The 23,686-nt window shown below is 69.3% G+C and carries 19 protein-coding genes; 12 read left to right on the plus strand and 7 right to left on the minus strand.

The genetic code is table 11. The features are described 5' to 3' along the window. Positions 1-33 precede the first annotated feature (33 nt). The 4 genes from ABNQ39_RS00585 to ABNQ39_RS00600 form a co-directional block, all read right to left on the minus strand. Positions 34-1,479 (minus strand): sensor histidine kinase, encoded by a 1,446-nt coding sequence (locus tag ABNQ39_RS00585; RefSeq protein WP_376958285.1) that lies wholly within the window; start codon positions 1,477-1,479, stop codon positions 34-36. Next, complete coding sequence (locus ABNQ39_RS00590; protein ID WP_376958286.1) at positions 1,476-2,201, minus strand: response regulator transcription factor; 726 nt, start codon at positions 2,199-2,201, stop codon at positions 1,476-1,478. The genes ABNQ39_RS00585 and ABNQ39_RS00590 overlap by 4 nt, the downstream gene beginning before the upstream one ends. 120 nt (positions 2,202-2,321) lie before the next feature. Then, the gene (locus tag ABNQ39_RS00595; protein WP_376958287.1) at positions 2,322-3,275 is read right to left on the minus strand and encodes a hydroxyacid dehydrogenase; all 954 of its coding nucleotides are present in this window, start codon (positions 3,273-3,275) and stop codon (positions 2,322-2,324) included. A gap of 40 nt (positions 3,276-3,315) precedes the next feature. Further along, positions 3,316-3,984 carry a 4-carboxy-4-hydroxy-2-oxoadipate aldolase/oxaloacetate decarboxylase gene (locus ABNQ39_RS00600; protein ID WP_376958288.1) on the minus strand — a complete coding sequence of 223 codons (669 nt, stop codon included), beginning with the start codon at positions 3,982-3,984 and terminating at the stop codon, positions 3,316-3,318. A gap of 322 nt (positions 3,985-4,306) precedes the next feature. Here ABNQ39_RS00600 and ABNQ39_RS00605 point away from each other — a divergent pair, with 322 nt between their 5' ends. After that, a complete protein-coding gene (locus tag ABNQ39_RS00605; protein ID WP_376958289.1) occupies positions 4,307-5,422 on the plus strand; it encodes a tripartite tricarboxylate transporter substrate binding protein in 1,116 nt (371 codons plus the stop codon). A gap of 88 nt (positions 5,423-5,510) precedes the next feature. Here the strand turns inward: ABNQ39_RS00605 and ABNQ39_RS00610 are convergent, their stop codons facing one another. Then, the gene (locus ABNQ39_RS00610) at positions 5,511-6,479 is read right to left on the minus strand and encodes a tripartite tricarboxylate transporter substrate binding protein (protein WP_376958290.1); all 969 of its coding nucleotides are present in this window, start codon (positions 6,477-6,479) and stop codon (positions 5,511-5,513) included. A gap of 665 nt (positions 6,480-7,144) precedes the next feature. Here ABNQ39_RS00610 and ykgO point away from each other — a divergent pair. The 9 genes from ykgO to ABNQ39_RS00655 all read left to right on the plus strand — a co-directional run bounded on the left by ykgO (position 7,145) and on the right by ABNQ39_RS00655 (position 18,543). Further along, positions 7,145-7,270 (plus strand): type B 50S ribosomal protein L36, encoded by a 126-nt coding sequence (gene ykgO / locus ABNQ39_RS00615; RefSeq protein ID WP_012973122.1) that lies wholly within the window; start codon positions 7,145-7,147, stop codon positions 7,268-7,270. 234 nt (positions 7,271-7,504) lie between these two features. Further along, positions 7,505-8,992 (plus strand): FAD-linked oxidase C-terminal domain-containing protein, encoded by a 1,488-nt coding sequence (locus tag ABNQ39_RS00620; protein WP_376958291.1) that lies wholly within the window; start codon positions 7,505-7,507, stop codon positions 8,990-8,992. 16 nt (positions 8,993-9,008) lie between these two features. Further along, positions 9,009-10,199 (plus strand): glycolate oxidase subunit GlcE, encoded by a 1,191-nt coding sequence (gene glcE / locus ABNQ39_RS00625; RefSeq protein ID WP_376958292.1) that lies wholly within the window; start codon positions 9,009-9,011, stop codon positions 10,197-10,199. A gap of 17 nt (positions 10,200-10,216) precedes the next feature. Next, on the plus strand, positions 10,217-11,542 hold the full coding sequence (glcF, locus tag ABNQ39_RS00630) for a glycolate oxidase subunit GlcF (RefSeq protein WP_376958293.1): 1,326 nt from the start codon (positions 10,217-10,219) through the stop codon (positions 11,540-11,542). Between the two features lie 189 nt (positions 11,543-11,731). After that, on the plus strand, positions 11,732-12,439 hold the full coding sequence (gene pcsA, locus ABNQ39_RS00635) for a phosphatidylcholine synthase (RefSeq protein WP_098740557.1): 708 nt from the start codon (positions 11,732-11,734) through the stop codon (positions 12,437-12,439). A 78-nt stretch (positions 12,440-12,517) separates the two neighbouring features. After that, positions 12,518-13,480 (plus strand): cation diffusion facilitator family transporter, encoded by a 963-nt coding sequence (locus ABNQ39_RS00640; protein WP_376958294.1) that lies wholly within the window; start codon positions 12,518-12,520, stop codon positions 13,478-13,480. Further along, complete coding sequence (locus ABNQ39_RS00645; RefSeq protein ID WP_376959739.1) at positions 13,480-14,229, plus strand: DUF72 domain-containing protein; 750 nt, start codon at positions 13,480-13,482, stop codon at positions 14,227-14,229. Before ABNQ39_RS00640 ends, ABNQ39_RS00645 begins: the two co-directional genes overlap by 1 nt. Positions 14,230-14,362: 133 nt before the next feature. Beyond that, complete coding sequence (locus ABNQ39_RS00650; protein WP_376958295.1) at positions 14,363-17,143, plus strand: DUF2339 domain-containing protein; 2,781 nt, start codon at positions 14,363-14,365, stop codon at positions 17,141-17,143. A gap of 83 nt (positions 17,144-17,226) precedes the next feature. After that, positions 17,227-18,543, plus strand: coding sequence for a hydroxyacid-oxoacid transhydrogenase (locus ABNQ39_RS00655; RefSeq protein ID WP_376958296.1), 1,317 nt, complete (start codon positions 17,227-17,229; stop codon positions 18,541-18,543). A 9-nt stretch (positions 18,544-18,552) separates the two neighbouring features. Here ABNQ39_RS00655 and ABNQ39_RS00660 read toward each other — a convergent pair whose 3' ends face one another. Continuing rightward, entirely contained in the window at positions 18,553-18,999 is a 447-nt protein-coding gene (locus ABNQ39_RS00660; protein ID WP_376958297.1) for a GFA family protein, read from the minus strand. A gap of 516 nt (positions 19,000-19,515) precedes the next feature. Then, the gene (locus tag ABNQ39_RS00665) at positions 19,516-21,312 is read right to left on the minus strand and encodes an acyl-CoA dehydrogenase (protein ID WP_376958298.1); all 1,797 of its coding nucleotides are present in this window, start codon (positions 21,310-21,312) and stop codon (positions 19,516-19,518) included. A 213-nt stretch (positions 21,313-21,525) separates the two neighbouring features. Between ABNQ39_RS00665 and ABNQ39_RS00670 the strand changes: the two genes are divergently transcribed. Further along, positions 21,526-22,572 (plus strand): transglycosylase SLT domain-containing protein, encoded by a 1,047-nt coding sequence (locus tag ABNQ39_RS00670; RefSeq protein WP_376958299.1) that lies wholly within the window; start codon positions 21,526-21,528, stop codon positions 22,570-22,572. Positions 22,573-22,654: 82 nt separating this feature from the next. Beyond that, entirely contained in the window at positions 22,655-23,680 is a 1,026-nt protein-coding gene (cobT, locus tag ABNQ39_RS00675) for a nicotinate-nucleotide--dimethylbenzimidazole phosphoribosyltransferase (protein WP_376958300.1), read from the plus strand. Positions 23,681-23,686 lie beyond the last annotated feature (6 nt).

A 23,686-nucleotide genomic window follows, 5' to 3' on the forward strand; every position in this document is an offset into this window, starting at 1 on the left:
CCACCGGTCTAGCCTGCCAAGCTTACAGGGGGCTTACGGGACGCCGGTAGCAGCCCGAATCGGCCGCACTGCGTCGGTCTGTCGCGGCATGGTCGGGAAGCGCAGGGTGAAGGTGGCGCCGCCGCCGGCGGTGTCCTCGACCGCGATGCTGCCGCCATGCGCCGCCATGGTGCGGGCGACGATGGACAGGCCCAGCCCGGCACCACCAGCTCCGCTACCATCCGTTCCAGCGCCATGGCGGCTGTCACGCCCGCCCTGCCAGAAACGTTCGAACACGCGGGTCCGCTGGACCGGCGGGATGCCGGGGCCGCGGTCGATCACCCGCAGCAGCGGCCCGCCGTCTGCGGACTGCGCCAGCTCCACGCTGACCGTGCTGCCGGCTGGGGCGTGGCAGACGGCGTTCTCCACCAGATTGCGCAGGGCGCGGAACAGCGGGTCATGGGCGCCGCGCACCGGCAGCGGCCGTTCGTCGCCGATCACCTCGATCAGGCGGCCCTTGCCGAGCGCCAGCGGTGCCAGATGGGCGGCGGCCTCCACCGCCAGCTGCGCCAGATCGACCGACTCGTCGGGAGCGATGCGCAGGGCGTCCAGCCGTGCCAGATCGAGCAACTGGTCGACCAGCCGCGCCATGCCGGCGACATCCTCGCGAATCGGGGCTCCCGCGGCGCCGATCAGGGCGAGATGGGCGTCCAGCACCGCCAGCGGCGTGCGCAGCTCGTGCGCGGCGTCGGCGATGAAGCCGCGTTGCGCCTCGTAGCCGGCCTCCAGCCGGTCGAGCGCCTGATTGACGGCGCGGACCAGCGGCAGCACCTCGCGCGGCATGCCCTGTTCCGGCAGCCGTTCGGACACGCTGTCCGGCCCGATGGCGGCGGCACGGGCCGACGCACGGCGCAACGGGCGCAGGCCGCGGTGGATGATGACCAGATTGACCAGGATCAGCACCAGCGCGAAGGGCAGCCAGATCCAGCCGAAATGCTCGACGAACTCCTCCAGCAGCCATTCGATGTGCAGCTCTTCCTCGCCGGAGGCGACCTGGATCCAATAGGGCCGGCCGCCGACCTCGATGCGGTGGCTGAGGCCGTAGAGCGGCGGCTCGCCGTTCTGCGCCGGCACGCGGAAGACGCTGCGCGGCCGTTCGGTCGCCGTCGGGTCGAGCGGACCGTCGACTCCGCTGGAGCCGAGCAGCAGCCGGCCCTCGCCATCGACCAGGGCGAAAGAGGCGGCATTCACCCGCAGCATCGCCTGGACCGGCTCTGACAGGCCAGTGTTCACCGTGCCGTCGGGGCCGCGCACCGCCTTTTCGATCACGCGGGCGACGCCGGACAGGGTGCGCTGGCGCATCCGGTCGTGGGTGCCCTTGAACTCGACATAGAGCAGCAGCGCCGTGGTGGCGACCGCCAACAGCGTGACCAGCACCAGCCAGCGCGCGATGGACGCCAGCAGCGACGGCGGGCGCCCTTTGTCCGCTCCGCCGCTCATTGCCTGCTCTCGGCGCCGGCCTCCGCCCCCTTCTCCGCCCCTTTCTCCGCTGGCACTTCAGCCAGGATATAGCCGATGCCGCGCAGGGTCTGGACGCCGGCGGTGGCGCCCGCGGCCTGCAGCCGCTTGCGCAGCCGGTGGATCAGCACCTCGACCGCGTTCGACCCGACCTCCTCGCCGAAGCCGTAGAGGCCGTTCTCCAGCGCCGCCTTCGACACCACCCGGCCGGCGCGGCGCAGCAGCAGTTCCAGCGCGTCCAGCTCGCGCCGGCTGAGGTCCAGCGGCCTGCCGGCGACGCTGGCCAGACGGGCCGCCGAATCGAAGGCGAGGTTCCCCTGTTGCAGCACCATGCCCAGCGCCGCCCCCGGCCGGCGCAGCAGGGCGCGGATGCGGGCGACCAGCTCCTCCAGCGCGAAGGGCTTCACCAGATAGTCGTCGGCCCCCAGGTTCAGCCCCTTGACCCGGTCATCGACCCCGTCGCGGGCGGTCAGGATCAGCACCGGGGTGGCGTCGTCGCGGGCGCGCAAGCCCGACAGCAGCGTCAGCCCATCGGCATCGGGCAGCCCGAGATCGAGCAGCACGGCATCGAAGCCGGCGACGGCCAGGGCGGCCGACGCATCCTCCGCGCTGTGGACGAGGTCGACGGCGAAACCGGCCTTGCCCAGCCCTTCGGCGGTCAGGGCGGCCAGCCGGCGGTTGTCTTCGATCAGCAGCAGCCGCAAAGGAGGGATTCCGGAACCGGTGGGCGGGTGGCCGCGACTCTCCGCCTTTTGCCGCGCGGCTGCAAGCCGGGCAGGGATGTCAGTCTTTCTTCCCTCTCCCGGGGCGAGAGAGGGCGATCTTCACACGATGGCGGTGTCCGGGATGGTGCCGGTCAGCACGGCGCGGACGTTGTCGGCGATCATGTGGCCGGTGCGGATGCGCGCCTCGTCGGTGGTGGCGCCGATGTGCGGGGTCAGGATCAGGTTCGGCACGCCCCGGAACGGGTTGTCGGCAGGCAGCGGCTCCGTCGCATAGACGTCCAGCAGGGCGCCGCCGAGATGGCCGCTGTTCAGCGCCGCCGCCAGCGCCGCCTCGTCGACGATGCCGCCGCGGGCGACGTTGACCAGGATGGTGCCGGGCTTCAGCCGGGCGATCACCTCGGCGCTGACCAGATTGTGGGTGTCCGGCGTGTAGGGCAGGTGAAGCGACAGCGCGTCGGCGCTGTCCCAGATGCGGTCGAACGACACCTTCTCCACGCCCATGCGGGCCCAGACCGGATCGTCGGCCGGCACATGCGGGTCGGCGGCGATCACCGTCATGTCCAGCCCCTGGGCGCGGCGGGCGACATGGCGGCCGATGCGGCCGAAGCCGACGATGCCGAGCGTCTTGCCCGACACCTCGCGCCCGATCAGCCGGCCGCGCGGCCATTTGCCGGCGGCCACGTCCGGCGTCGCGAAATAGGTGGTGCCGCGCACCAGCATCATCAGGCCGGCAATCGCCAGCTCCGCCACCGACACCTCGTTGGCGCCGGTGGCCGGCAGGACGGCGATGCCGCGCTCCCGGCAGGCCGGCACGTCGATGTTGTCGAGCCCGACGCCCAGCCGGCCCACCGCCTTCAGGTTGGGGAAGGCGTCGAAGAAGGCGCCGCGGATCTCCGTCTCGTTGCGGATGCAGATGGCGCGGGCGTCGCGGCCCATCGCATACAGCTCGTCCAGGCGCTTGTAGAGGGTCTCGTCGTAATGGACGTCGAAGTCGCGGCGCAGCTCGTCCACGGCGCTGGGCTGCATGAACTCGGAAATGATGATGTCGGGCATGTCGGGGGGACTTCGCTGGAGGGGGCGGTCGGCGGGTGGATCAGAGCGCGATGTTGGCGGCGTCGAGATAGGGCTTCAGGTTCAGAAGCTCGATGGTCGTCTCGCCGGCCTCCAGCTTGTGGCGGTAGGCCTCTTCCGCGGCCTCGCGGGCGGCGGCCTTCTCAAGCGTGTCGGCAGCCAGACCTTGCGGCACCACCACCACGCCGTCGTCGTCGGCGACCACGATGTCGCCCGGCGAGACCATCACGCCGCCGACCACGACGGTCGTGTTGACGTCGCCCTTGGCGTCGGTCTTGTTGGTGCCCTTCATGTTGGTGCCGCGGCAGAAGACGGGGAAACCCATGTCGCGGATGGCGGTGGCGTCGCGCACGCAGCCGTCGATCACCAGCCCGCCCAACCCGCGCGCGATGGCCGACGCGGTCAGGATGTCGCCCCAGGGGCCGGCATCGGTCATGCCCTTGAAATCCACCACCAGCACGTCGCCCGGCTTGGCCAGCGCCACCGCGATGTGGATCATCAGGTTGTCGGTCGGCCCGCAGGACACGGTCAGCGCCGGACCGCACAGCCGCATGCCGGGGAACAGCGGCTTGATCGGGTAGCCCATGGCGCCCTTCTTGCCCATCGCCTCGTGCAGGGTGGCGGGGGACTGGGCACGCAGCGCCTCCAGCGTGGCGGCGTCGGGGCGGGCGAAATCCTTGTGAACGGTCATGCCGGGAACAGCCTTTCGCGAATGAGCGGCATCCGGTGCGGTGTGCCCCGGATGATCCTTATGACGGGTGAATCACGACAGATGAACAAGTATTAGAATATTTGCCTGTAGCTGAAAACAACGAAACGGAGGTTGATTGCTGGAAAATCGCCTTTACGATGGGGCTTGCCGCAAGAAGGCGTCGGAACGGCGTCTGCCGGTCGATAAAAAGCAATTGAAAGATGCCGCATCCGCAGGCATGGCGGTTCCTGGGGCGGTTCCAGGCACAACGCTGGATCGTGGTCCCGGCCGTGGCGCGGATGCGAACCGAAGGAGGCGATGTATGGATATGAAGGCGCATTCCACCGTTCAGGATGGATCGACAGGCCCCGCCGCCCCTGTGGCCGGGATCGGCCGGTTCGGCGCCTTGTCGCGACGGATCCTGTCGGGAGGGTTGGTGCGGCTGTCGGCGGCCATCGGGACTCTCGCCATTGGGGCCGCCACTGGGGCCGCCGCCGGGCTGGCGGCGGCCATCGCGCTGGCGGCGCCGGGCGCGGCCCTGGCCGCCTATCCGGAGAAGCCGATCAGCCTGATCGTTGGCTATGCCGCCGGCGGCGGGTCCGATTTCATCGTCCGGTCGCTCGCCCCCTTCATCGAGAAGGAACTGGGCGGCAGCGCCCGGGTGATCGTGATGAACCGTCCGGGTGCGGGCGGCGAGATCGGCTTCGCCGCCATCGCCGACGCCACCCCCGACGGCTACACCATCGGCCTCATCAACTCACCCAACGTCGTGACCATTCCGATCGAGCGGCATGCGCGCTTCTCGCTCGACCGGCTCGACCCGCTCTACAATCTGGTCGACGATCCCGGCTCCTTCGTCGTCCACAAGGACAGCCCGTTCCAGACGCTGGCCGACGTCGCCGCCTTCGCCAAGGCCAACCCCAACAATGTGACGGTCGGCACCACCGGCATCGGCTCCGACGACCATCTGGCGATGCTGATGTTCCAGCGCCTGACCCAGACCCAGCTGACCCATGTGCCCTTCCCGGGCAGCGCCGACGCCCACCGCGCCCTGCTGGGCCGGCACATCCAGGTCACCTCGATGAACATCGGCGAATCGGCGCGGGCCCGCGAAGGCGACCCGATCCGCATCCTGGGCGTGATGACGGAAAAGCGGTCGGAGCAGGCCGCCGACGTGCCGACCTTCAAGGAACTCGGCTTCGACGTGAAGATGTCGTCGCTGCGCGGCCTTGCCGCCCCGATGGGCCTGCCGCCGGAGGTGCGGACCAAGCTGGTCGACGCCATCGCCAAGGCGGTCCAGCATCCGGAGTTCCAGGACATCGCCCGCAAGGCCTACCAGCCGCTGCGCCTGCTGCCCTCCGACCAGTATGCGGCGGAGCTGAAGACCCAGGAGGCGACCTTCCGCACCATCTGGAAGGAGACGCCCTGGCTGAAGTGAGGGGCTGACCAGAGGGATCGTTGGACGGAAAAAGGGCGCCGGTGCAAGCCGGCGCCCTTTCCTTATCGCCCGAACCCTGCGGGGATTCTTACTTCAGCCACGGGTTGGTGGCCCACAGCTCGCGCAGTTCCTTCGTCGACTCGGCCAGTTCGGCGGCGTACTGGTCCGGCGCCAGCAGGCGGATCGGCTGGTACAGCTCCTTCGCCTTGGCCTGGAAGCCCGGATCGTTGGCAGCCTTGCCCAGCGCATCGACCAGCTTGGTCCGCACCTCCGGCGGCAGACCCTTCGGCGCCGCGATGCCGCGCAGCGACGACATCAGCGCGTTGAAGCCCTGCTCCTTGAAGGTGCCGACGCCGGGAGCCTGCTCCACCTTCTTCTCGGCCATCACGCCCAGGACGGTGATCGGGTCCTTCTGCTTGTACTGCATCGCCTCGCCGATGTTCACGGCGCTCAGCATGATCTTCTTGTTGGCCAGCGCCGCCTCGTTGGCGGCGGAGCCCTGGAAGGGCACATGGGTGAAGGTCACGCCGGCTTGGCGCTGGAACACCAGCATCGCCAGATGGTCGTCGGAGCCGATGCCGGTGGTGCCCACCGTCACGCTGTTCGGGTTGGCCTTGGCGAAGGTGACGACGTCGGTCAGCGTCTTGAACTGACCTTCGTTGTTGACCGCGAAGGAGCTGGGATCGTCGACCAGATTGTAGAGCGGGTCGAGCCGGTCCAGCGAATAGCGGGCCTGGCGCTCGATCGGGATGGCGTTGACGTTCGGCGAGTTGATGGCGCCAATGGTGTAGCCGTCGGGGGCGGCGTCGGCGATGGCGGCGAAGCCGATCTCGCCGCCGGCGCCGGGCTTGTTCACCACCTCGACCCGGCTGCCCTCACCCAGCTGCTTTTCCAGGAAGGGTGCCAGGGCGCGAATCAGCAGATCGGTGCCGCCGCCGGCGCCGAAGGCCACGATCATCGTGACCGGCTTCTCCGGATAGGCCGCCTCGGCGTTCGTGGCCGACATGAACAGCGCGCCGGCCGCGGCTGCCAGAGAGAGAGCTTTCCAGAACTTCATGATCCCCCCATCGATGATGCGCTGCGCAGACGGCCGCATGCGGCATGCCATGCGCGGAACGGCACGGAGTCCGGGCCGATCCGGCACGAATCGACAGCCTTTCCGACGGGACCGGCTGTAATCATGCGCGATGGCGGTCCGGATGCCGCTGAATATCTGAGGATGTTCCTACATCAGCAAGAACATGTCTTCAACTCCGCAGCATACGATTTCGGATCGTCGCGTCAATACACCGCATAATATTGCGAAGGCTTGATGAAATTATCAGGGTGTCATAAGTAAATACTGTGTATCAGCTCGATTGCATGACGGTTCTTGTTGGGATTTTTCGGGAAGGGAGAAGTCGAGAATCGTGGGCGGACAGTCATTTCCGGCCCGCCGCCCATCGGCAGCCGCTAACGCGAAGTTGTATATCTTCCATACGGTTTGTCGGACCGTCCCATGGATTTCTCTTTATTGGAGAGATCGTTTCTCCATTGTGCCTTATAAGTATGCTTTGTCCATCTGCTCTCCCGCATCTGTCGGTCCGGCGGGGGCGGGTGGGGTGGGAAAGGCTGAGCGGCAGGGAGGTCTTTTTCGGAGCGTTCCCGAGCGTTGACAGTCGGTGGGCACCGCACTATGGTGCGCGCCTTCAATCGAGCCGCCGAGCGTTCAGGAACAGCATCATGAAAATCGTCAACTCCCTGAAGTCGATGAAGACGCGCCATAAGGCCTGCCGCGTGATCCGCCGCAAGGGCCGCGTCTACGTCATCAACAAGCAGAACCCCCGTTTCAAGGCCCGCCAGGGCTGATCGATCCGCAAGGGTCGATCGACTGCGAGGCCGGGCATCGCGCCCAGCCTCCCGTCATCGGGTGTTTACGCAAGAGCCGCGCCTTCGGGTGCGGCTCTTGCGTTTTGTGGCCTGCGCTTTCCGCGGGACGGTTCCGGCCGGATGGGTCGGAAGCGGCATCGTCTTGTCTTACGGTTGCGGCGGATGGTACGTGTGGCGGACGAGTTCGCCGCAACGGGATAAGGACCGCCCGCCATGAAGATGCCGGTGCCGGACAGCGGGGTGATCACCCGCCGCCGGGAGATCGTGGAGGCGTTGCGCGCCATCGTTCCCGGCGAAGGCGTGATCGTCGACGAGAACGAACTGCGCGCCTACGAATGCGACGGGCTGACCGCCTACCGCCAGCTGCCGATGGTCGCCGTGCTGCCCAGCACGGTGGAGCAGGTATCGCAGGTCCTCAAAGCCTGCAAGGCGATGGGGGTGAAGGTGGTGCCGCGCGGCGCCGGCACCTCGCTGTCGGGCGGCGCCCTGCCGCTGGCCGATGGCGTCCTGCTCGGCATGGGCAAGTTCAAGCGCATCCTCGACATCGACTATGCGAATCGGTGCGTCACCGTGCAGCCGGGGGTGACCAACCTCGGCATCTCCAACGCGGTCGCGCATGAGGGCTTCTATTACGCCCCCGATCCGTCCAGCCAGATCGCCTGCACCATCGGCGGCAACATCGCCGAGAATTCCGGCGGCGTGCACTGCCTGAAATACGGGCTGACCACCAACAACGTGCTGGGGCTGGAGATGGTGCTGATCGACGGCACCATCATCCGGCTGGGCGGCAAGCATCTCGACGCCGGCGGCTACGACCTGATGGGCATCGTCACCGGGTCGGAAGGGCTGCTCGGCGTCGTGACCGAGGTCACGGTGCGCATCCTGAAGAAGCCGGCGACCGCCCGTGCGGTGCTGCTCGGCTTTCCCAGCAGCGAGCAGGGCGGCGACTGCGTGGCGGCGATCATCGCCGCCGGCATCATCCCCGGCGGCATGGAGATGATGGACCGCCCGGCCATCCATGCGGCGGAGGCCTTCGTCCATGCCGGCTATCCGCTGGACGTCGAGGCGCTGCTGATCGTCGAGCTGGACGGGCCGGCGGCGGAGGTCGACCATCTGATCGACCGGGTCGAGGCCATCGCGCGCGACAAGGGCGCCTGCTATGCCCGCGTGTCGAAAAGCGAGGAGGAGCGGCTGGCCTTCTGGGCCGGGCGCAAGGCCGCCTTCCCGGCGGTGGGGCGGATCAGCCCCGATTACTACTGCATGGACGGCACCATCCCGCGCAAGGCGCTGCCGCTGGTGCTGCAACGGATGCAGGAGATGTCGGACCGCTGCGGCCTGCGCGTCGCCAACGTCTTCCATGCCGGCGATGGCAATTTGCATCCGCTGATCCTCTACGATGCCAACAAGCCGGGCGAGCTGGAGGCGGCGGAGGAGTTCGGCAACAACATCCTGCGCCTGTGCGTCGAGGTCGGCGGCGTGCTGACGGGCGAGCATGGCGTCGGCGTCGAGAAGCGCGACCTGATGACCGACCAGTTCGACGAGGCCGATTTGCAGCAGCAGCAGCGGCTGAAATGCGCCTTCGACCCCGACGGTCTGCTGAACCCCGGCAAGGTCTTTCCGACGCTGCACCGCTGCGCCGAGCTTGGCCGGCTGCACGTCCACCAGGGGGAACTGCGCTTCCCCGACATTCCGCGCTTCTGAGGGGCCGCCGCTCGCCATGACCATCACCACCTTGAAGCCGGAAACCGCCGCGCAGGTGACCGACGCGGTGCGCTGGGCGCTGTCGGCCGGTGAGCCGCTGGAGATTCTCGGCAGCGGCAGCCGCCGCGGGCTGGGGCGCCCGGTGCAGGCCGGTCACGCGCTCGACCTGTCGGGCCTGTCCGGCGTCATCGCCTATGAGCCGGAGGAGCTGGTGCTGACGGCACTGTCCGGCACGCCGATGGACATGATCCGCGCCATGCTGGCGGACCGCGGGCAGCATCTCGCCTTCGAGCCGCCGGAGGGAGGGACGCTCGGCGGGCTGGTCGCCAGCGGTCTGGCCGGGCCGCGCCGCATCTCCGCCGGGTCGGCCCGCGACCATACGCTTGGGATCGCCGGGGTCAGCGGCCGGGGCGAGGCCTACAAGGGCGGCGGCAAGGTGGTGAAGAACGTCACCGGCTATGACGTGCCGAAGCTGATGGCGGGATCCTTCGGCACACTGACCGCGCTGACCGAGATCACGGTGAAGGTGCTGCCGGCGCCGGAGGACAGCGCGACCCTGCTGCTGTCCGGGCTGGACGACCAGGCAGCCGTGGCGATGCTCGACCGCGCGCTGCGCAGCCCCTACGAGGTGTCGGGAGCCGCCCATCTGCCGGCGGGGATCGCCGCGCGGTCGGGCGTGTCCGCGGTGTCGGGGGCGGGCGGGGCGGTGACGCTGGTGCGGCTGGAGGGGTTCGGCCCGTCGGTCGCCGCGCGCGTCGCCATGCTGCGCGAGGAGCTGCGGGCCGACGCCGTGCTCGGTCGCGACCTGTCGCTGGCGGTCTGGCGCGAGGTTCGGGACGGAGACTGCTTGGGGGCGGGCAACGACGCCCATCTCTGGAAACTCTCGGTTCCCCCGTCGGCCGGTCCCGCCACCGTCGAGGCCATCCGCCGAACGCTTGATGTCGAAGCCTTCTATGACTGGGGCGGCGGGCTGGTCTGGCTGGCGCTTCGATCCGATTCGGCACCGCCCGACTCGGCGGCGGCGATCCGCGGCGCGCTCTCCGCCGGCGGCCATGCCATGCTGGTGCGGGCGCCCGAGTCGGTGCGCGCGGCGACGGATGTGTTCCAGCCCTTGCCCGAAGCGCTGATGGCGCTCAGCCGCCGGGTCAAGGAAAGCTTCGACCCCAAGGGCATCCTCAACCCCGGCCGCATGTATGCGGGTCTGTAACGGGAAGACCGATCTCGATGCAAACCAACTTCTCGCTGGCCCAGCTGGCCGACGCCGCGATCCGCGACTCGGAGCAGATCCTGCGCAAATGCGTGCATTGCGGCTTCTGCACCGCGACCTGCCCGACCTACACCATCCTGGGTGACGAGCTGGACAGCCCGCGCGGCCGCATCTACCAGATCAAGGACATGCTGGAGAAGGGCGGCCCGCCGCCCGAAACCACGGTCAAGCACATCGACCGCTGCCTGTCCTGCCTGTCCTGCATGACGACCTGCCCGTCGGGCGTCCATTACATGCATCTGGTCGATCACGCCCGCGCCCATATCGAGGCGACGCACAGCCGCCCGCCGGCCGACCGGGCGGTGCGCGACCTGATCGCGCGGGTGCTTCCCAACCCGCGGCTGTTCCGCATGGCCCTGCTGGGGGCGTCCATCGGCCGGCCCTTCCGCGTCCTGCTGCCCAAGCGGCTGTCCGCCATGCTGGCGCTGACCCCGTCCAGCGTCCCGGCGCCGAGCTACAGCGACCGGCCCGGCGTTCATCCGGCCGAGGGGCCGCGGAAGAAGCGGGTCGCCCTGCTGATCGGCTGCGCCCAGCAGGTGCTGGCGCCGCAGATCAACGAGGCGACCATCCGCCTGCTGACCCGCCACGGGGTCGAGGTGGTGGTGTCGAAGGGCGCCGACTGCTGCGGCGCCTTGACGCACCATATGGGCAAGGAGGACCTCGCCCACGCCGCCGCGAAGAAGACCATCGACGCCTGGACGACAGAGATCGAGGGCGGCGGGCTCGACGCCATCGTCATCAATGCGTCGGGCTGCGGCACCAGCGTGAAGGATTACGGCCACATGTTCCGCGAGGATGCCACCTACGCCGCCAAGGCGGCGCGGGTGGCCGGTCTCGCTCGGGATGTCACCGAGCTGATGGACGAGATCGGGCTGGCCCGGCCGGTGGTGGAGACCGGGCAGGCGGTCGCCTACCACTCCGCCTGTTCCATGCAGCACGGCCAGCGCATCAAGGAGCCGCCGCGCGCCCTGCTGCGCGCCGCCGGCTTCCTGGTCAAGGAGATTCCCGACGCGCATCTCTGCTGCGGGTCGGCCGGCACCTACAACATGCTGCAGCCGGAACTGGCGGGAGAGCTGCGGGCCCGCAAGGTCGCGGCCATCGAGAGCACCCAGGCCCAGGCGGTGGCGGCGGGCAATCTCGGCTGCATCACCCAGATTGCCGGCGGGACGGGACTGCCGGTGGTCCACACGGTGGAGCTGCTGGACTGGGCGACCGGCGGCCCGCTGCCCGAGGCGCTGGCCGGACGCCCGGCCTTCCGGCAGGGCGGGGTGCGGGCGGCCTGACCATCGGGGCGGGGAGAAGAGGGCGCGCAGGTCGGCGTGGGCGGAACCGGGGGGTTTCGTACCCCCACAATTCTGTGTTTATCTGCGTCCATCTGTGTCAGAAAATCCGCCCGCCTCACCGCCTATCGTTCCAGCCCCCGCCCCGTCCAGGTCATCGCCTTGTCCTCGCCACCCACGGAAAACATCGGCATGAGCGCCGCCTACGGAATCACCCACCGCCTGTCGGCCTGGGGCGTTCACATCTTCACGGCCAGCGGCGCCGTGCTGGGGCTGCTCGGCCTTCTCGCGGCGGCGGCGGGCGATGCGAAGCTGTGCCTGATGTGGCTGGGCATCGCCCTGGTCGTCGACGGCGTCGACGGCACGCTGGCCCGGCGCGTCTCGGTCAAGCAGGTGCTGCCGGGCATCGACGGCTCGGCGCTGGATCTGGTGATCGACTACCTGACCTATGTCGTGGTGCCGGCGGTGTTCATGCACCGCTTCGGCCTGCTGCCGGAGGGGCTGGTCAGCATCGCGCTTGCCGCCTGGGTCCTGCTGACGGCGCTCTACTGCTTCGCCAATGTCGGAATGAAGAGCGGCGACAATTATTTCGTCGGCTTCCCGGCGATCTGGAACGTCGTGGCCCTCTATCTCTGGCTGCTCGACCTCAATCCCTGGTTCAACGCGGCGGTGGTGGTGGCGCTGGGGCTGCTGACCTTCACCACGGTCAAGTTCCTGCATCCCTTCCGCGTCAAGGCGCTGATGGCGCTGAACATCGCGGTGACCACGGTCTGGCTGCTCTGCTGCATCGCGCTGGTGGTGCTGGAGCCGGCGCGGCCGGGCTGGCTGTTCGGCCTGTGGCTGGCGACCTCGGTCTATTACGCCGCGGTCTGCGCCTGGCGGACGCTGCGCGGTCCTTGACGACCCCTTAGGGAACCGCCGCGGCGGATGGACGTTGCTCATGCGCAAGTCCGTCCGCTTCAGCGAAGGGGTCCCGTTTTGGCCGAAGGCTCCACCAAGGTCGTGCTCGCAGCGCTCGGCGGCAACCTGATGATCGCGCTGACCAAGTTCGTCGCCGCCGCGATGACCGGCAGCGCCGCCATGTTCAGCGAGGCGATCCATTCCGTCGTCGACAGCGGCAACCAGCTTCTGCTGCTCTACGGCATCCGCCGCGCCCGCCGCCCGCCGACGCCCCAGCATCCCTTCGGCCATGGGCGCGAGGTGTATTTCTGGTCCTTCGTCGTCGCGGTCCTGCTGTTCGGCATCGGCGCCGGCCTGTCCATCTATGACGGCTGGCACGCGCTGTCCCATCCGGAGCCGGTCGAAAGCCCCTGGGTGAATTTCGCCGTCCTGGGCTTCGCCGTGCTGTTCGAAGGCTTTTCCTGGGTCGTCGCGCTGCGCGAGTTCCGCCGCGGCCAGAGCGGTGTCGGCATCCTGTCCGCCGTCCACCGTTCGAAGAACCCGTCGGTCTTCGTCGTGCTGCTGGAGGACACCGCGGCGCTGATCGGCCTGCTGCTGGCCGGCATCGGCCTGACGCTGGGCGAGGTGACCGGCAACCCGATCTTCGACGCCTACGCCTCCATCGCCATCGGCGTGGTGCTGGCGGTTGTCGCGGCGCTGCTGGCCTACGAGTCGAAGGGGCTGCTGATCGGCGAGTCGGCCGACCGCCGCGTCGTCGAGGGCATCCGCCGCATCGTCGGCGAGGAGGCGCGGGTGAAGCGCCCGCTCGACGTGCTGACCATGCATATGGGGCCGGACGACGTGCTGCTGAACCTGTCGGTGGAGTTTCAGGACAGCCTGAACGCCCGCGAGGTGGAGGACGCCGTCTGTTCGCTGGAAAGCCGCATCCGCAGCCAGTACCCGATCATCCGCCGCATCTTCGTGGAGGCCGAGTCGCTGCGCGCGCGCCGCGGTCGTGACGCTGACGGAGCCGCCCCGCCCCAGGGACTCCCGGCCGAGTGATGGCGCAACCGGCCGGGCACCCGATCCGGATCGGCACCGCGGGCTGGAGCATTCCCAAGCTCTCGGCCCACGCCTTTCCCGTGGAGGGCACCCATCTGGAGCGCACCGCCCGCGTCATGCCGATGACCGAGGTGAACAGCAGCTTCTACCGCCCGCACAAGCCGGAAACCTGGGCACGCTGGGCGGCCTCCACCCCGCTGGGGTTCCGCTTCGCGGTGAAGCTGCCCAAGGCGATCAGCCACGACGCCCGGCTGGTCGGCGCGGAGGCGGCGCTCGACCGTTTCCTGGCCGAGGCGGGCATGCTGGGCGACCGTTTCGGTCCGCTGCTGGTGCAACTGCCGCCCAGCCTGCGCTTCGACCGGGCGGTGGCGGAGGATTTCTTCACGCTGCTGCGCGCCCGATTCGAAGGTGACGTCGTGTGCGAGCCGCGCCACGCCACTTGGTTCACCGACGCGGCCGAGGCGTTGCTGGTCGCCCACCGTGTCGCCCGTGTCGCCGCCGACCCCGCTCCGGTGGCCGGGGCGGGCGAGCCGGGCGGTTGGGACGGCCTGCGCTACTGGCGGCTGCACGGATCGCCGGTGATGTACCGTTCGGCCTACGAACCGGCGGTGCTGGATGCGCTGGCCGAGAGGCTGGCGGCGGAGGCGGCGCTGCGGCCGGTCTGGTGCGTCTTCGACAACACCGCCGACTTCCATGCCGTCGACGACGCGCTGGCGACGGTGGCACGGTTGCAAGCGCTCCAGATCTGAACCGGTTGCCGTTCATCGGCGGGACTCTCCATTGGGGGAGCCTCTAGCACGACCGAGACAGTGCATTGTTGCACAGCTATCCTGCCACGAAACGTCCCCGAAGTCGGGGCAACGGCGTGCAGGCGGTGCGGTCATGGAGTTCGTTGTCCTACTGCTGATTTTCGGCTTCCTCACCCACCGGCTCGACCGGCGGCTGAAGGCGCAGGCGGCGGAGATCGCCCTTCTGCGCGGCAGGCTGGACAAGGCGCTGAGCGGGGGCCTGCCACCGCAAGCGGCAGCGGAAGCCGCACCCGCCGAGGCCGCGGTCCCGGAGGTCGAGGCGCCGCCGGAGGCGGTCGGCGAACCGGTCTTCGCATCCGAGGCGGAAGAGCCGCTGCCGCCACCAACCCCGCAGACCACCGCGCAACCCGCGGCTCCGGCCCCGGCGCGGACGGGATGGCGCGAGCTGGAGGAATCGCTGGCCTCGCGCTGGCTGATCTGGCTCGGCGGCGGCACCATGGCGCTGGCGGCGGCCTTCTTCATCAAGCTGTCGGTCGACCATGGCTGGCTCGGGCCGTCGGTCCGCGTCGCGCTGGGGCTGCTCGCCGGCCTGGGGCTGATGGTGGGGGGCGAGTGGCTGCGCCGCCGGCCGATGCAGCGCGCCGTCGCCGCCGTGCAGCCGGACTACGTGCCGCCGGCCCTGACCGCCGCCGGCCTGTTCACCGCCTTCATCAGCGTCTATGGCGGCTTCGCCCTGTTCGGCCTGTTCACCCCGCTGGTCGCCTTCGCGCTGCTGGCCGGCCTGTCGCTGGCCGCCATCGGCCTGTCGCTGCTGCAAGGGCCGCTCATCGCCGCGCTGGGGCTGCTGGCCGGCTATGTCTCGCCCCTTCTGGTGTCCACCGGCAACCCGGACGCCTGGAGCCTGTTCGCCTATCTGCTGGCACTGAACGGCGCCGGGATGGGGGTGGTGCTGTATCGCGGCTGGCGCTGGCTCGGCTGGGGGGCGCTGGCCGGTGCCGCGCTGTGGCCGCTGCTGTGGATGATCGATCCCTGGCGCAGCGGCGACGAGCTGCCGACCGGCCTCTATCTGCTGGTGACCTCGGCGCTGTTCCTGGTGCCGGCGGTGCGCGGCGTGCTGGACCACACGCTGCCGGAGCCGGCCCCTGCCACCGGATGGCGCACGGCGCTGCCCGACTGGGCCCGGCGCAAGCAGCGCCATCCCGCCGACCGGCTGGCGATGACGGCGACGGTGGTGTTCGGGGTGCTGGTCGCCGCGGTCACCTGGATCGACTCGCACGGCTCGGTCTCGCTGATCGTCCTCGGGCTGTTCGCCCTGCTGGCGATGGTCGGCGGGCGGCGGACCGAGCGGATCGCCGGCGTCGCCTGGATCGCGGCGCTGAGCGTGCTGCTGTCGCTGGCGCCCTGGAGCCTGCCCTATGTGCCGGCCAGCCCGCCGCCGCTGAATGCCGATGGTCAGCCGCTGATCGTCGTCGATCCGGCCGGCTATCCGGCGGCGGTCGCGCATTTCCTGTGGGTGGCGGGCGGATTCGCCACCCTGTTCGGGGTCGGCGGCTTCATTGCGCTGTGGGACGCGCGGCGGGCGGCGCTGTGGGCCTCGATCTCGGCGCTGGTGCCGCTCGCCCTGCTGACGCTGGCCTATGCGCTGGTGGAGCCGCCGGAGACCGCCATCGGCTGGCCGGCGGCGGCGCTGGGTCTGGCGGCGCTGCTGGTCGGCGCCACCACGCCGCTGGGCCGTCATCGCCACCGGCCGGGCGCCTCGCTGGGGCTGGCCGCCTTCGCTGCCGGGGCCACCGGCGCCATCGCGCTCGGCGCCACCATGGTCCTGCAGGAGGCGTGGTTGACCGTCGCGCTGGCGATGCAGGTGCCGGTGCTGGCGTGGCTGGAGCGGCAGCTGAACTTGCGCGAGCTGCGCGGCGTTGCCCTGCTGGTGGCGGTCGCCGTGCTGGTCCGGCTGGCGATCAACCCCTCCGTGCTGGATTACGAGGGCTATGGCTGGATCGCCTACGGCTATGGCCTGCCGGCGCTGGGCTTCCTCGTGGCGGCGCGCTGGATGCGGACCGCTCCCGGCGGGAAGGGCGACGATCTGGTGGTGATGGTGCTGGAGGCCGGCGCCCTGATCTTCACCACCCTGATGCTGTCGCTGGGCATCCATCGCTGGATGGCCGGCAGCCTGCAGGAGGCGCCGTCCAGCCTGGCGGAGGTGGCTCTGCACACCCTGTCCTGGCTCGGCCTTGCCCTGCTGCTGGCGGCCGACCGGCGGTGGAGCGCGCGGCCCGTCGCGGTGTGGGGCCGGCGTTTCCTGGTGCTGATGGCGGCCACGGCTGCCCTGTTCCTGCATCTGATGGCGCTGAACCCGCTGTGGAACGACGAGTGGGTTGGAACTTGGCCGGTGGTCAACCGGCTGTTGCTGGCCTATGGCGCGCCGGCCCTGCTGGGGCTGGTCTATCTCTGGTACGATCCGCCGCCGTCGACGGCCCTGCGCAGTGCCGCCCCGGTGCTGCCGCTGCTGCTGATCGCCACCAATCTGGCGCTGGAGATCCGCCGCTCGTTCCAGGGGCCGGTCCTGTCTGGCTACGAGATGTCGGACGCCGAATGGTACAGCTATTCGGCCGGCTTCCTGCTGTTCGCGGTGGCGATGCTGGTGGTGGGCATCCGCTTCGGCTGGGGCTGGATGCGCCATGCCGGGCTTGTGCTTGTGCTGGCGGTGGTCGCCAAGGTGTTCCTCAGCGACATGGCGGACCTGGAGGGGATGTACCGCGTCGCCTCCTTCCTCGGCCTCGGCCTCTGTCTGGTCGGCACCGGCTGGCTCTATCAGCGGCTGCTGCGTCCGCCCGCGGCCGGCACGCCGCCGGAGCCGCCACCGCCGACAGATGATCTGCCCACGGACACTCTGTTGGACCAACGGACGCATTGACAGGCCGGGCGGGGGACGCTCCCATACGGTGAAGGATGGGCCGGAGCGGAAATCCGGCCCCCGCCACCGGAGGAGCAGCGCTCATGGCAAGCGACACGCACGGCAACGCCTATCCCATCCTGCCCGACGGCGAGGAGGGCTTCACCGTCGAGGCGGCGCGGATGAAGTTCGGCCCCGGCATGCTGGCGGAGCTGGGTGGCGACGCGCTGTCGCTGGGCATGACGCGGGTGGCGCTGTTCACCGACCCGCGGGTGGCGACGACGGCGCCTTTCGCCATGGCGCTCGATGGGTTGAAGCGGGCCGGCGTCGATCCGGTGGTGTTCGACCGCTGCCGGGTGGAGCCGACCAGCGCCTCCTTCCTCGACGCCGCCGATTTCGCGCGGGACGGCGGTTTCGACGGCTACGTCTCCATCGGCGGCGGATCGGTGATCGACACCGCCAAGGCGGCGAACCTCTATGCCACTTATCCGGCCGACTTCCTCGCCTACGTCAACAAGCCGCTGGGGGAGGGGATCCCGGTTCCCGGTCCGGTCAAGCCGCACATCGCCTGCCCGACCACCTGCGGCACCGGCAGCGAGACCACCGGCGTCGCCATCTTCGACCATGTGGAAAAGCAGGTGAAGACCGGCATCTCGTCGCGTTACCTGCGGCCGAGCCTCGCCGTCGTCGATCCGCGCACCATCGACAGCCTGCCGCCCGGCGCCATCGCCGCCACCGGCTTCGACGTGCTGACCCACGCCATCGAGAGCCACACCGCGCGCCCCTTCCGCTCCCGCCCAAAGCCGGAGTCGCCGACGGCCCGCCCGCCCTACCAGGGCGCCAACCCGTGGTCGGACATCGGCAGCCTGCAGGCGATCCGGCTGGGTGGACAGTGGCTTGAACGGGCGGTCAACGACCCCGACTGTGCGGAAGCCCGCGACGCCCTGATGTTCGCGGCGACGCTGGCCGGTCTGGCCTTCGGCAATGCCGGGGTGCACATCCCGCACGCCATGTCCTATTCGGTGGCCGGGATGAACCACAGCTTCACCGCCACCGGCTACGAGACGGTGGATCCGATGGTGCCGCACGGCATCTCGGTGGTGCTGAATGCTCCCGCCGCCTTCCGCTTCACCGGCCCGGCCGCGCCCGAGGCCCATCTGCGCGCCGCCGAGGCGCTGGGGGCGGATGTGCGCGGTGCGGCGTCGGAGGATGGCGGCGAACTGCTGGCGGCCCGGCTGATCGGCATGATGCGGGCGACCGGCCTGCCGAACGGGCTGTCGGCGCTCGGCTATGGCGAGGCCGACATTCCGGGGCTGGTCAGGGGCGCCGCCGCCCAGCAACGCCTGCTGACCATCGCCCCGCGCCCGGTGTCGGAGGACGATCTGCGCGGGCTGTACGCGGATGCGATGCGCTACTGGTGAGCGGAATCGCTATTCCGCCATCGTTTCGCCGGAACCGCCGAACTCCACAGGGAAGTCCTTCAGTTTCGGCAGGCCGTCCCGCATCGGCAGCACGGTCTCGGCATAGTTGACATGGACGGCGGGGGCGAAGGGCAGGGTCGGCAGGGTCGCGGAGAAGACGTCCACGAGGCCGAGCGGCGGGTGATTGGTCATCAGATGCCCGCCGCACTTCGCGCAATACTGGCGCTGGCTGACCGGCGTCTTCTGGAAGGTCGCGAGATGTTCGGCGCCTGCGGTGACGCGCACCGCGTCGGGCTTCCACAGGGTGAAGGCATTGACCGGGCCGCCGGACCAGGAGCGGCAGGACCGGCAGTGGCAATAGCCCATGGCCTCCGGCGAGCCGGTGACCTCCACCTCGACCGCACCGCAAAAGCAGCGGCCCGTATGCGTCTCTGTATGGGTCTCCGTGCTTGTCATGGCTTTCGACTTCATCTTTGTTGGTGACGCGAACAATGGGACGCTATCACCGATAACAAGGATGTTCAGTTGGCCATTCGGACCATGCTCATTCGATAGGCGATAACAAAGCTCCCCGAAAAAGCGGGGCTGTCGGAAGCCGACGGAAGTATAGGGTGAAGCGACACAGGGAAAGCCCCTCTCCCCTGGGAGAGAGGGGCTTGGCGCGCTGACAAACGCCCTCTCCCGCCCCGGGAGAGGGAAAGCCGCGCTGGCTTTGGCAAAATGCCATCTTGAGGGCGAACGCCGTCCGGCCCGATTTTCGGCGGAACGTTGTCTGAAGCATCTGCTGGATATAGGATTAACGTCCTGTTTTCCCGCGGAGTCCCCATGTCCCCCGTTGCCCGGTTTCCCGCCCCGTTCACCGCTCCCCGCCGCCCTCGCGCGGTTGGCGTGGAACACCTGAACAGGGGCCGGAAAACCGTTTCACGGCGTTTCAAACGTTCCATCCACCCCCGCAAAACAGGGGTGCAGACCTCAGAACTGCTCTTCGCTCAGTGCCATCACCGTGTTGCGGGCGCTGGCGATGGTCGGCAGCAGGGCGGGGGCGGTCGCCAGGACCTGCTCGGCGTAGAAGCGTGCGACGATCAGCTTGGTTTCCAGGAAGGAGGCGTTGGCGCCGGGCTGGCGCAGGCCCTCCATTGCCTTCATCGCCGAGCGGGCGAGCATCCAGCCGCCGGCAACCGTGCCCCACAGCTTCAGATAGGCCACCGCGCCGGCGGCAGCCCCTTGCAGGTCACCCTCGGCCTGGGTCGCCACCATCCAGTCGATGGCGCGGTCCAGCGCGTCCAGCCCGGCCGACAGCTCGGTCCGGATCACCGCGAGGTCGTCGCCGGGGGCGGCACCCAGCTCGTCCACGGTCGCCCGCATGTCGGCGACGAAGGCACGGGCCGCCGCACCCTTGTCGCGGCCGGTCTTGCGGAAGGTCAGGTCGTTGCCGTGGATGCCGTTGGTGCCCTCATAGATCGGGGTGATGCGGGCGTCGCGGTAATGTTGGGCCGCTCCCGTCTCCTCGATGAAGCCCATGCCGCCATGGATCTGCACGCCGGTGGAGGCGACCTCGCAGCCGATGTCGGTCGACCACGCCTTGACGATGGGGGTCAGCACATCGACCCGCGCCGTGGCCACGGCACGCACCGCCGCATCCTCGTGGTGGCGGGAGATGTCGAGCTGCGTGCCGGCATAGAGCGCCAGGGCGCGGGCCGCCTCGGTCTTGGCGCGCATGTCCAGCAGCATGCGGCGCACGTCCGGATGCTTGATGATGGCGACGCCGGAGCCCTTGGGATCGGCCAGATCCTTGCTCTGCACGCGGCTCTTCGCATAGTCGCGGGCCTGCTGGTAGGCGCGCTCGGCAATCGCCACACCCTGGATGCCGACGCCGAGCCGGGCGTTGTTCATCATCGTGAACATGTATTCGATGCCGCGGTTCTCCTCGCCGACGAGGTAACCGATGGCGCCCTCGTCGTCGCCATAGGCCATGACGGCGGTCGGGCTGGCCATGATGCCCAGCTTGTGCTCCAGGCTGGCGCAGCGCAGGTCGTTGCGCTGGCCTGGCGTGCCGTCGGCGTTGGGCAGGAATTTCGGCACGATGAACAGGCTGATGCCCTTGATGCCGGCCGGGGCGTCGGGCAGTCGGGCCAGCACCAGATGGACGATGTTCTCCGTCAGGTCATGCTCGCCATAGGTGATGAAGATCTTCTGCCCGGTGATGCGATAGCTGCCGTCGCCGGCCCGCACCGCCTTGGTCCGCACCGCGGCGAGGTCGCTGCCCGCCTGCGGTTCGGTCAGGTTCATCGTCCCGGTCCATTCGCCGGAGATCATCTTCGACAGGTAGACCGCCTTCTGCTCGTCGCTCGCATGCTCGGTCAGCAGGTCGACGGCGCCCTGGGTCAGCAGCGGGCACAGGCCGAAGGACAGGTTGGCGGCCTGCCACATCTCGTTGACCGCGAAGGAGACCGTCCAGGGCAGGCCCTGCCCGCCATACTCCGGCTCGAAGGGCAGGCTGTTCCAGCCGGCTTGCGTGAACTGGCCATAGGCCTCCTTCCAGCCGGTGGCGGTGCGGACGACGCCGTTCTCCAGCTTGGCCCCTTCCTTGTCGCCCACCCGGTTCAGCGGGGCGAGCACGCCGGAAGCGAATTTTCCGGCCTCTTCGAGGATGGCGTCGACCAGATCGGGGGCGGCGCTGTCGCACTGGGGCAGGGCGGCGATGGCGTCGAGGCCGACCACCTCGTTCAGGACGAAGCGCAGATCGTCGACCGGAGCGGTGTAGGTCATGGCGGGGCGGTTCTCCCAGGGCGAATTGTTTGGTTTACCTATAGGTTAACATACAGCATCGGATGGCGCTTGGCGAGAGGGTGGGATGCCGCGTCCATCCCCATCGTCAAGGCTAGGCCAGCCATGGGGCAGCATCAACCCTCCAGCCGACTGGCACGGCGTCTGCATAAGAGAGGCTGCCCCCTATCGGGGCCTTCACACGGGGATCGACCCATGACCTACGCTTCCGCCCTCGGCAATCCCAGCAACGCCGCCGCCCAAGCCGCCGCCGCCTCGCGCGGGCCGGCCACTGTGGAGGCTGCCGTGCGCAATGCCAGCGCGAAGACGGGGGTCGATTTTTCCTACCTCATGGAAAAAGCTGCCGTGGAGAGCGGGTACCGCACGGACGTAAAGTCCTCCTCCTCTTCGGCGACGGGGCTCTACCAGTTCATCGACAGCACCTGGCTGCAGACGATGAAGGAGCATGGCGCCGACCATGGCTACGGCAAATACGCCAACGCCATCCAGACCCGCGGCGACGGCCGGCCCTATGTCTCCGACCCGGAGATGAAGAAGGAGATCCTGGATCTGCGCAAGGATCCGACCGCGTCGGCCCTGATGGCCGCGGAATACACCCGCGACAACAAGGAGTATCTGGAGGAGACGGTCGACGGCAAGATCGGCTCGACCGAGCTGTATATGGCGCATTTCCTGGGCGCCGGCGGTGCCTCGAAGTTCCTGAACGCGATGCAGGAGAACCCCGGCCGCACCGCCCGCGACGTCTTCCCCGATGCCGCCGCCGCCAACAAGAACGTCTTCTACGACAAGGCCACCGGCAAGGCGAAGTCGCTGAAGGAGATCTACGACCGCTTCGCCTCCAAATTCTCCGAAAACCCGATGGCGAATTTCGCCCCGGCCCAGGTGGCGAACGACGCGGTGCGCAAGCAGGACATGCCGGACGGCTTCACCACCCAGGTGCCGACGGCCCCGGCCAAGGCGCTGAACGGCACGCCGCTGTCGATCTATCAGGTGCTGGCGCTGAACGCGCTGGAGACGCCGGACGAGGTCGACAGCGTCAGCGGCCGCCCGGCCCGCCTGCGCGATAAGGAGCATCGCCGCATGCGTGACGAGCCGGTGCGGACCGACCAGTCGTCGGGCACCGGCGTCGCCGTGGGCTTCGGCCTCGGTCTGGGCCGCATCGTCGGCTCTGAGTCGGCGACGCCGGTGGCGTCCGCCACGGCGGGCGCTGCCGGAACCGACGCGGTCTCCAAGGCGGCATAATGCCCTACGCTGGCGCTTTGACTTGACGGCCGGATGGGTGCAAGGTCGCGCCGTTTTTGGCGCTCACCCCTCAGGACCGATCATGAGCAACCAGCAGCCCGCCGTCACCTTCGAGGAAATCCGCGCGCTCGTGCGCAACCTGCCCGGCCCCGATCTGGAGGCCGGCACCGCGGCCCTCCAGCGCGAACGGCAGCTGACCAAGCCGGCCGGGTCGCTCGGCCGGCTGGAGGAGATCGCGCAGTGGATGGCGACCTGGCAGGGCCAGCACCCGGCCGAAGCCCGCCGTCCGCGCGTCGCCGTCTTCGCCGGCAACCATGGCGTGGCCGCCCGCGGCGTCTCGGCCTATCCGGCCGAGGTGACGGTGCAGATGGTCGCCAACTTCCAGAATGGCGGGGCGGCGGTCAACCAGCTCTGCGAGGTGGCCGACGCCGACCTGCGCGTCTATGAGCTGGACCTGGAAAACCCGACCGCCGACTTCACCCAGGGCCCGGCCATGGGTGAGGAGGAATGCTGCCGCACCATGGCCTACGGCATGATGGCGGTGGAGATGGGCGTCCAGCTGCTGGCGCTGGGCGAGATGGGCATCGCCAACTCGACCTCGGCGGCGGCGCTCTGCCTCGCCCTGTTCGGCGGCGAGGCGGCCGACTGGACCGGCCGTGGCACCGGCATCGACGACGAGGGCCTTGCCCGCAAGATCGCCGCGGTGGAGGCCGGCGTCGCCGCCAACCCGCAGGCCAAGGACGACCCGTTCGAGGCGCTGCGCTGCCTGGGCGGCTACGAGTTCGCCGCCATTGCCGGCGCCATCCTGGCCGCCCGCGTTGCCCGCGTTCCGGTCCTGCTCGACGGCTTCGCCTGCACCGCCGCCGCCGCGGTGCTCTACAAGGCCGACCGCCGGGCGCTCGACCATTGCATGGTCGCCCACCGCTCGGTCGAGCCGGGGCACACCCGCCTGATGCAACTGATCGGCAAGGAGCCGCTGCTCGATCTCGGCATGCGGCTGGGCGAGGGGTCCGGTGCGGCGCTGGCGATCAACATCGTCAAGTCGGCCGTCGCATGCCACGCCGGCATGGCGACCTTCGCCGACGCGGGCGTCAGCACGCAGGGGTAATGGTGG

Source organism: Azospirillum sp. A26, from assembly GCF_042604635.1.
Taxonomy (GTDB): Bacteria; Pseudomonadota; Alphaproteobacteria; order Azospirillales; family Azospirillaceae; genus Azospirillum; species Azospirillum palustre.

Bases quoted from the DNA above. Each gene is read 5' to 3' on its own strand.
- ABNQ39_RS00605 (WP_376958289.1), top strand. From the start codon at position 4,307: ATGGATATGAAGGCGCATTCCACCGTTCAGGATGGATCGACAGGCCCC.
- ABNQ39_RS00645 (WP_376959739.1), top strand. From the start codon at position 13,480: ATGGCGCAACCGGCCGGGCACCCGATCCGGATCGGCACCGCGGGCTGG.
- ABNQ39_RS00595 (WP_376958287.1), bottom strand. From the start codon at position 3,275: ATGCCCGACATCATCATTTCCGAGTTCATGCAGCCCAGCGCCGTGGAC.
- ykgO (WP_012973122.1), top strand. From the start codon at position 7,145: ATGAAAATCGTCAACTCCCTGAAGTCGATGAAGACGCGCCATAAGGCC.
- cobT (WP_376958300.1), top strand. From the start codon at position 22,655: ATGAGCAACCAGCAGCCCGCCGTCACCTTCGAGGAAATCCGCGCGCTC.
- ABNQ39_RS00665 (WP_376958298.1), bottom strand. From the start codon at position 21,312: ATGACCTACACCGCTCCGGTCGACGATCTGCGCTTCGTCCTGAACGAG.
- ABNQ39_RS00650 (WP_376958295.1), top strand. From the start codon at position 14,363: ATGGAGTTCGTTGTCCTACTGCTGATTTTCGGCTTCCTCACCCACCGG.
- glcE (WP_376958292.1), top strand. From the start codon at position 9,009: ATGACCATCACCACCTTGAAGCCGGAAACCGCCGCGCAGGTGACCGAC.
- pcsA (WP_098740557.1), top strand. From the start codon at position 11,732: ATGAGCGCCGCCTACGGAATCACCCACCGCCTGTCGGCCTGGGGCGTT.
- ABNQ39_RS00600 (WP_376958288.1), bottom strand. From the start codon at position 3,984: ATGACCGTTCACAAGGATTTCGCCCGCCCCGACGCCGCCACGCTGGAG.
- ABNQ39_RS00655 (WP_376958296.1), top strand. From the start codon at position 17,227: ATGGCAAGCGACACGCACGGCAACGCCTATCCCATCCTGCCCGACGGC.
- glcF (WP_376958293.1), top strand. From the start codon at position 10,217: ATGCAAACCAACTTCTCGCTGGCCCAGCTGGCCGACGCCGCGATCCGC.
- ABNQ39_RS00670 (WP_376958299.1), top strand. From the start codon at position 21,526: ATGACCTACGCTTCCGCCCTCGGCAATCCCAGCAACGCCGCCGCCCAA.
- ABNQ39_RS00610 (WP_376958290.1), bottom strand. From the start codon at position 6,479: ATGAAGTTCTGGAAAGCTCTCTCTCTGGCAGCCGCGGCCGGCGCGCTG.
- ABNQ39_RS00585 (WP_376958285.1), bottom strand. From the start codon at position 1,479: ATGAGCGGCGGAGCGGACAAAGGGCGCCCGCCGTCGCTGCTGGCGTCC.
- ABNQ39_RS00620 (WP_376958291.1), top strand. From the start codon at position 7,505: ATGAAGATGCCGGTGCCGGACAGCGGGGTGATCACCCGCCGCCGGGAG.
- ABNQ39_RS00660 (WP_376958297.1), bottom strand. From the start codon at position 18,999: ATGACAAGCACGGAGACCCATACAGAGACGCATACGGGCCGCTGCTTT.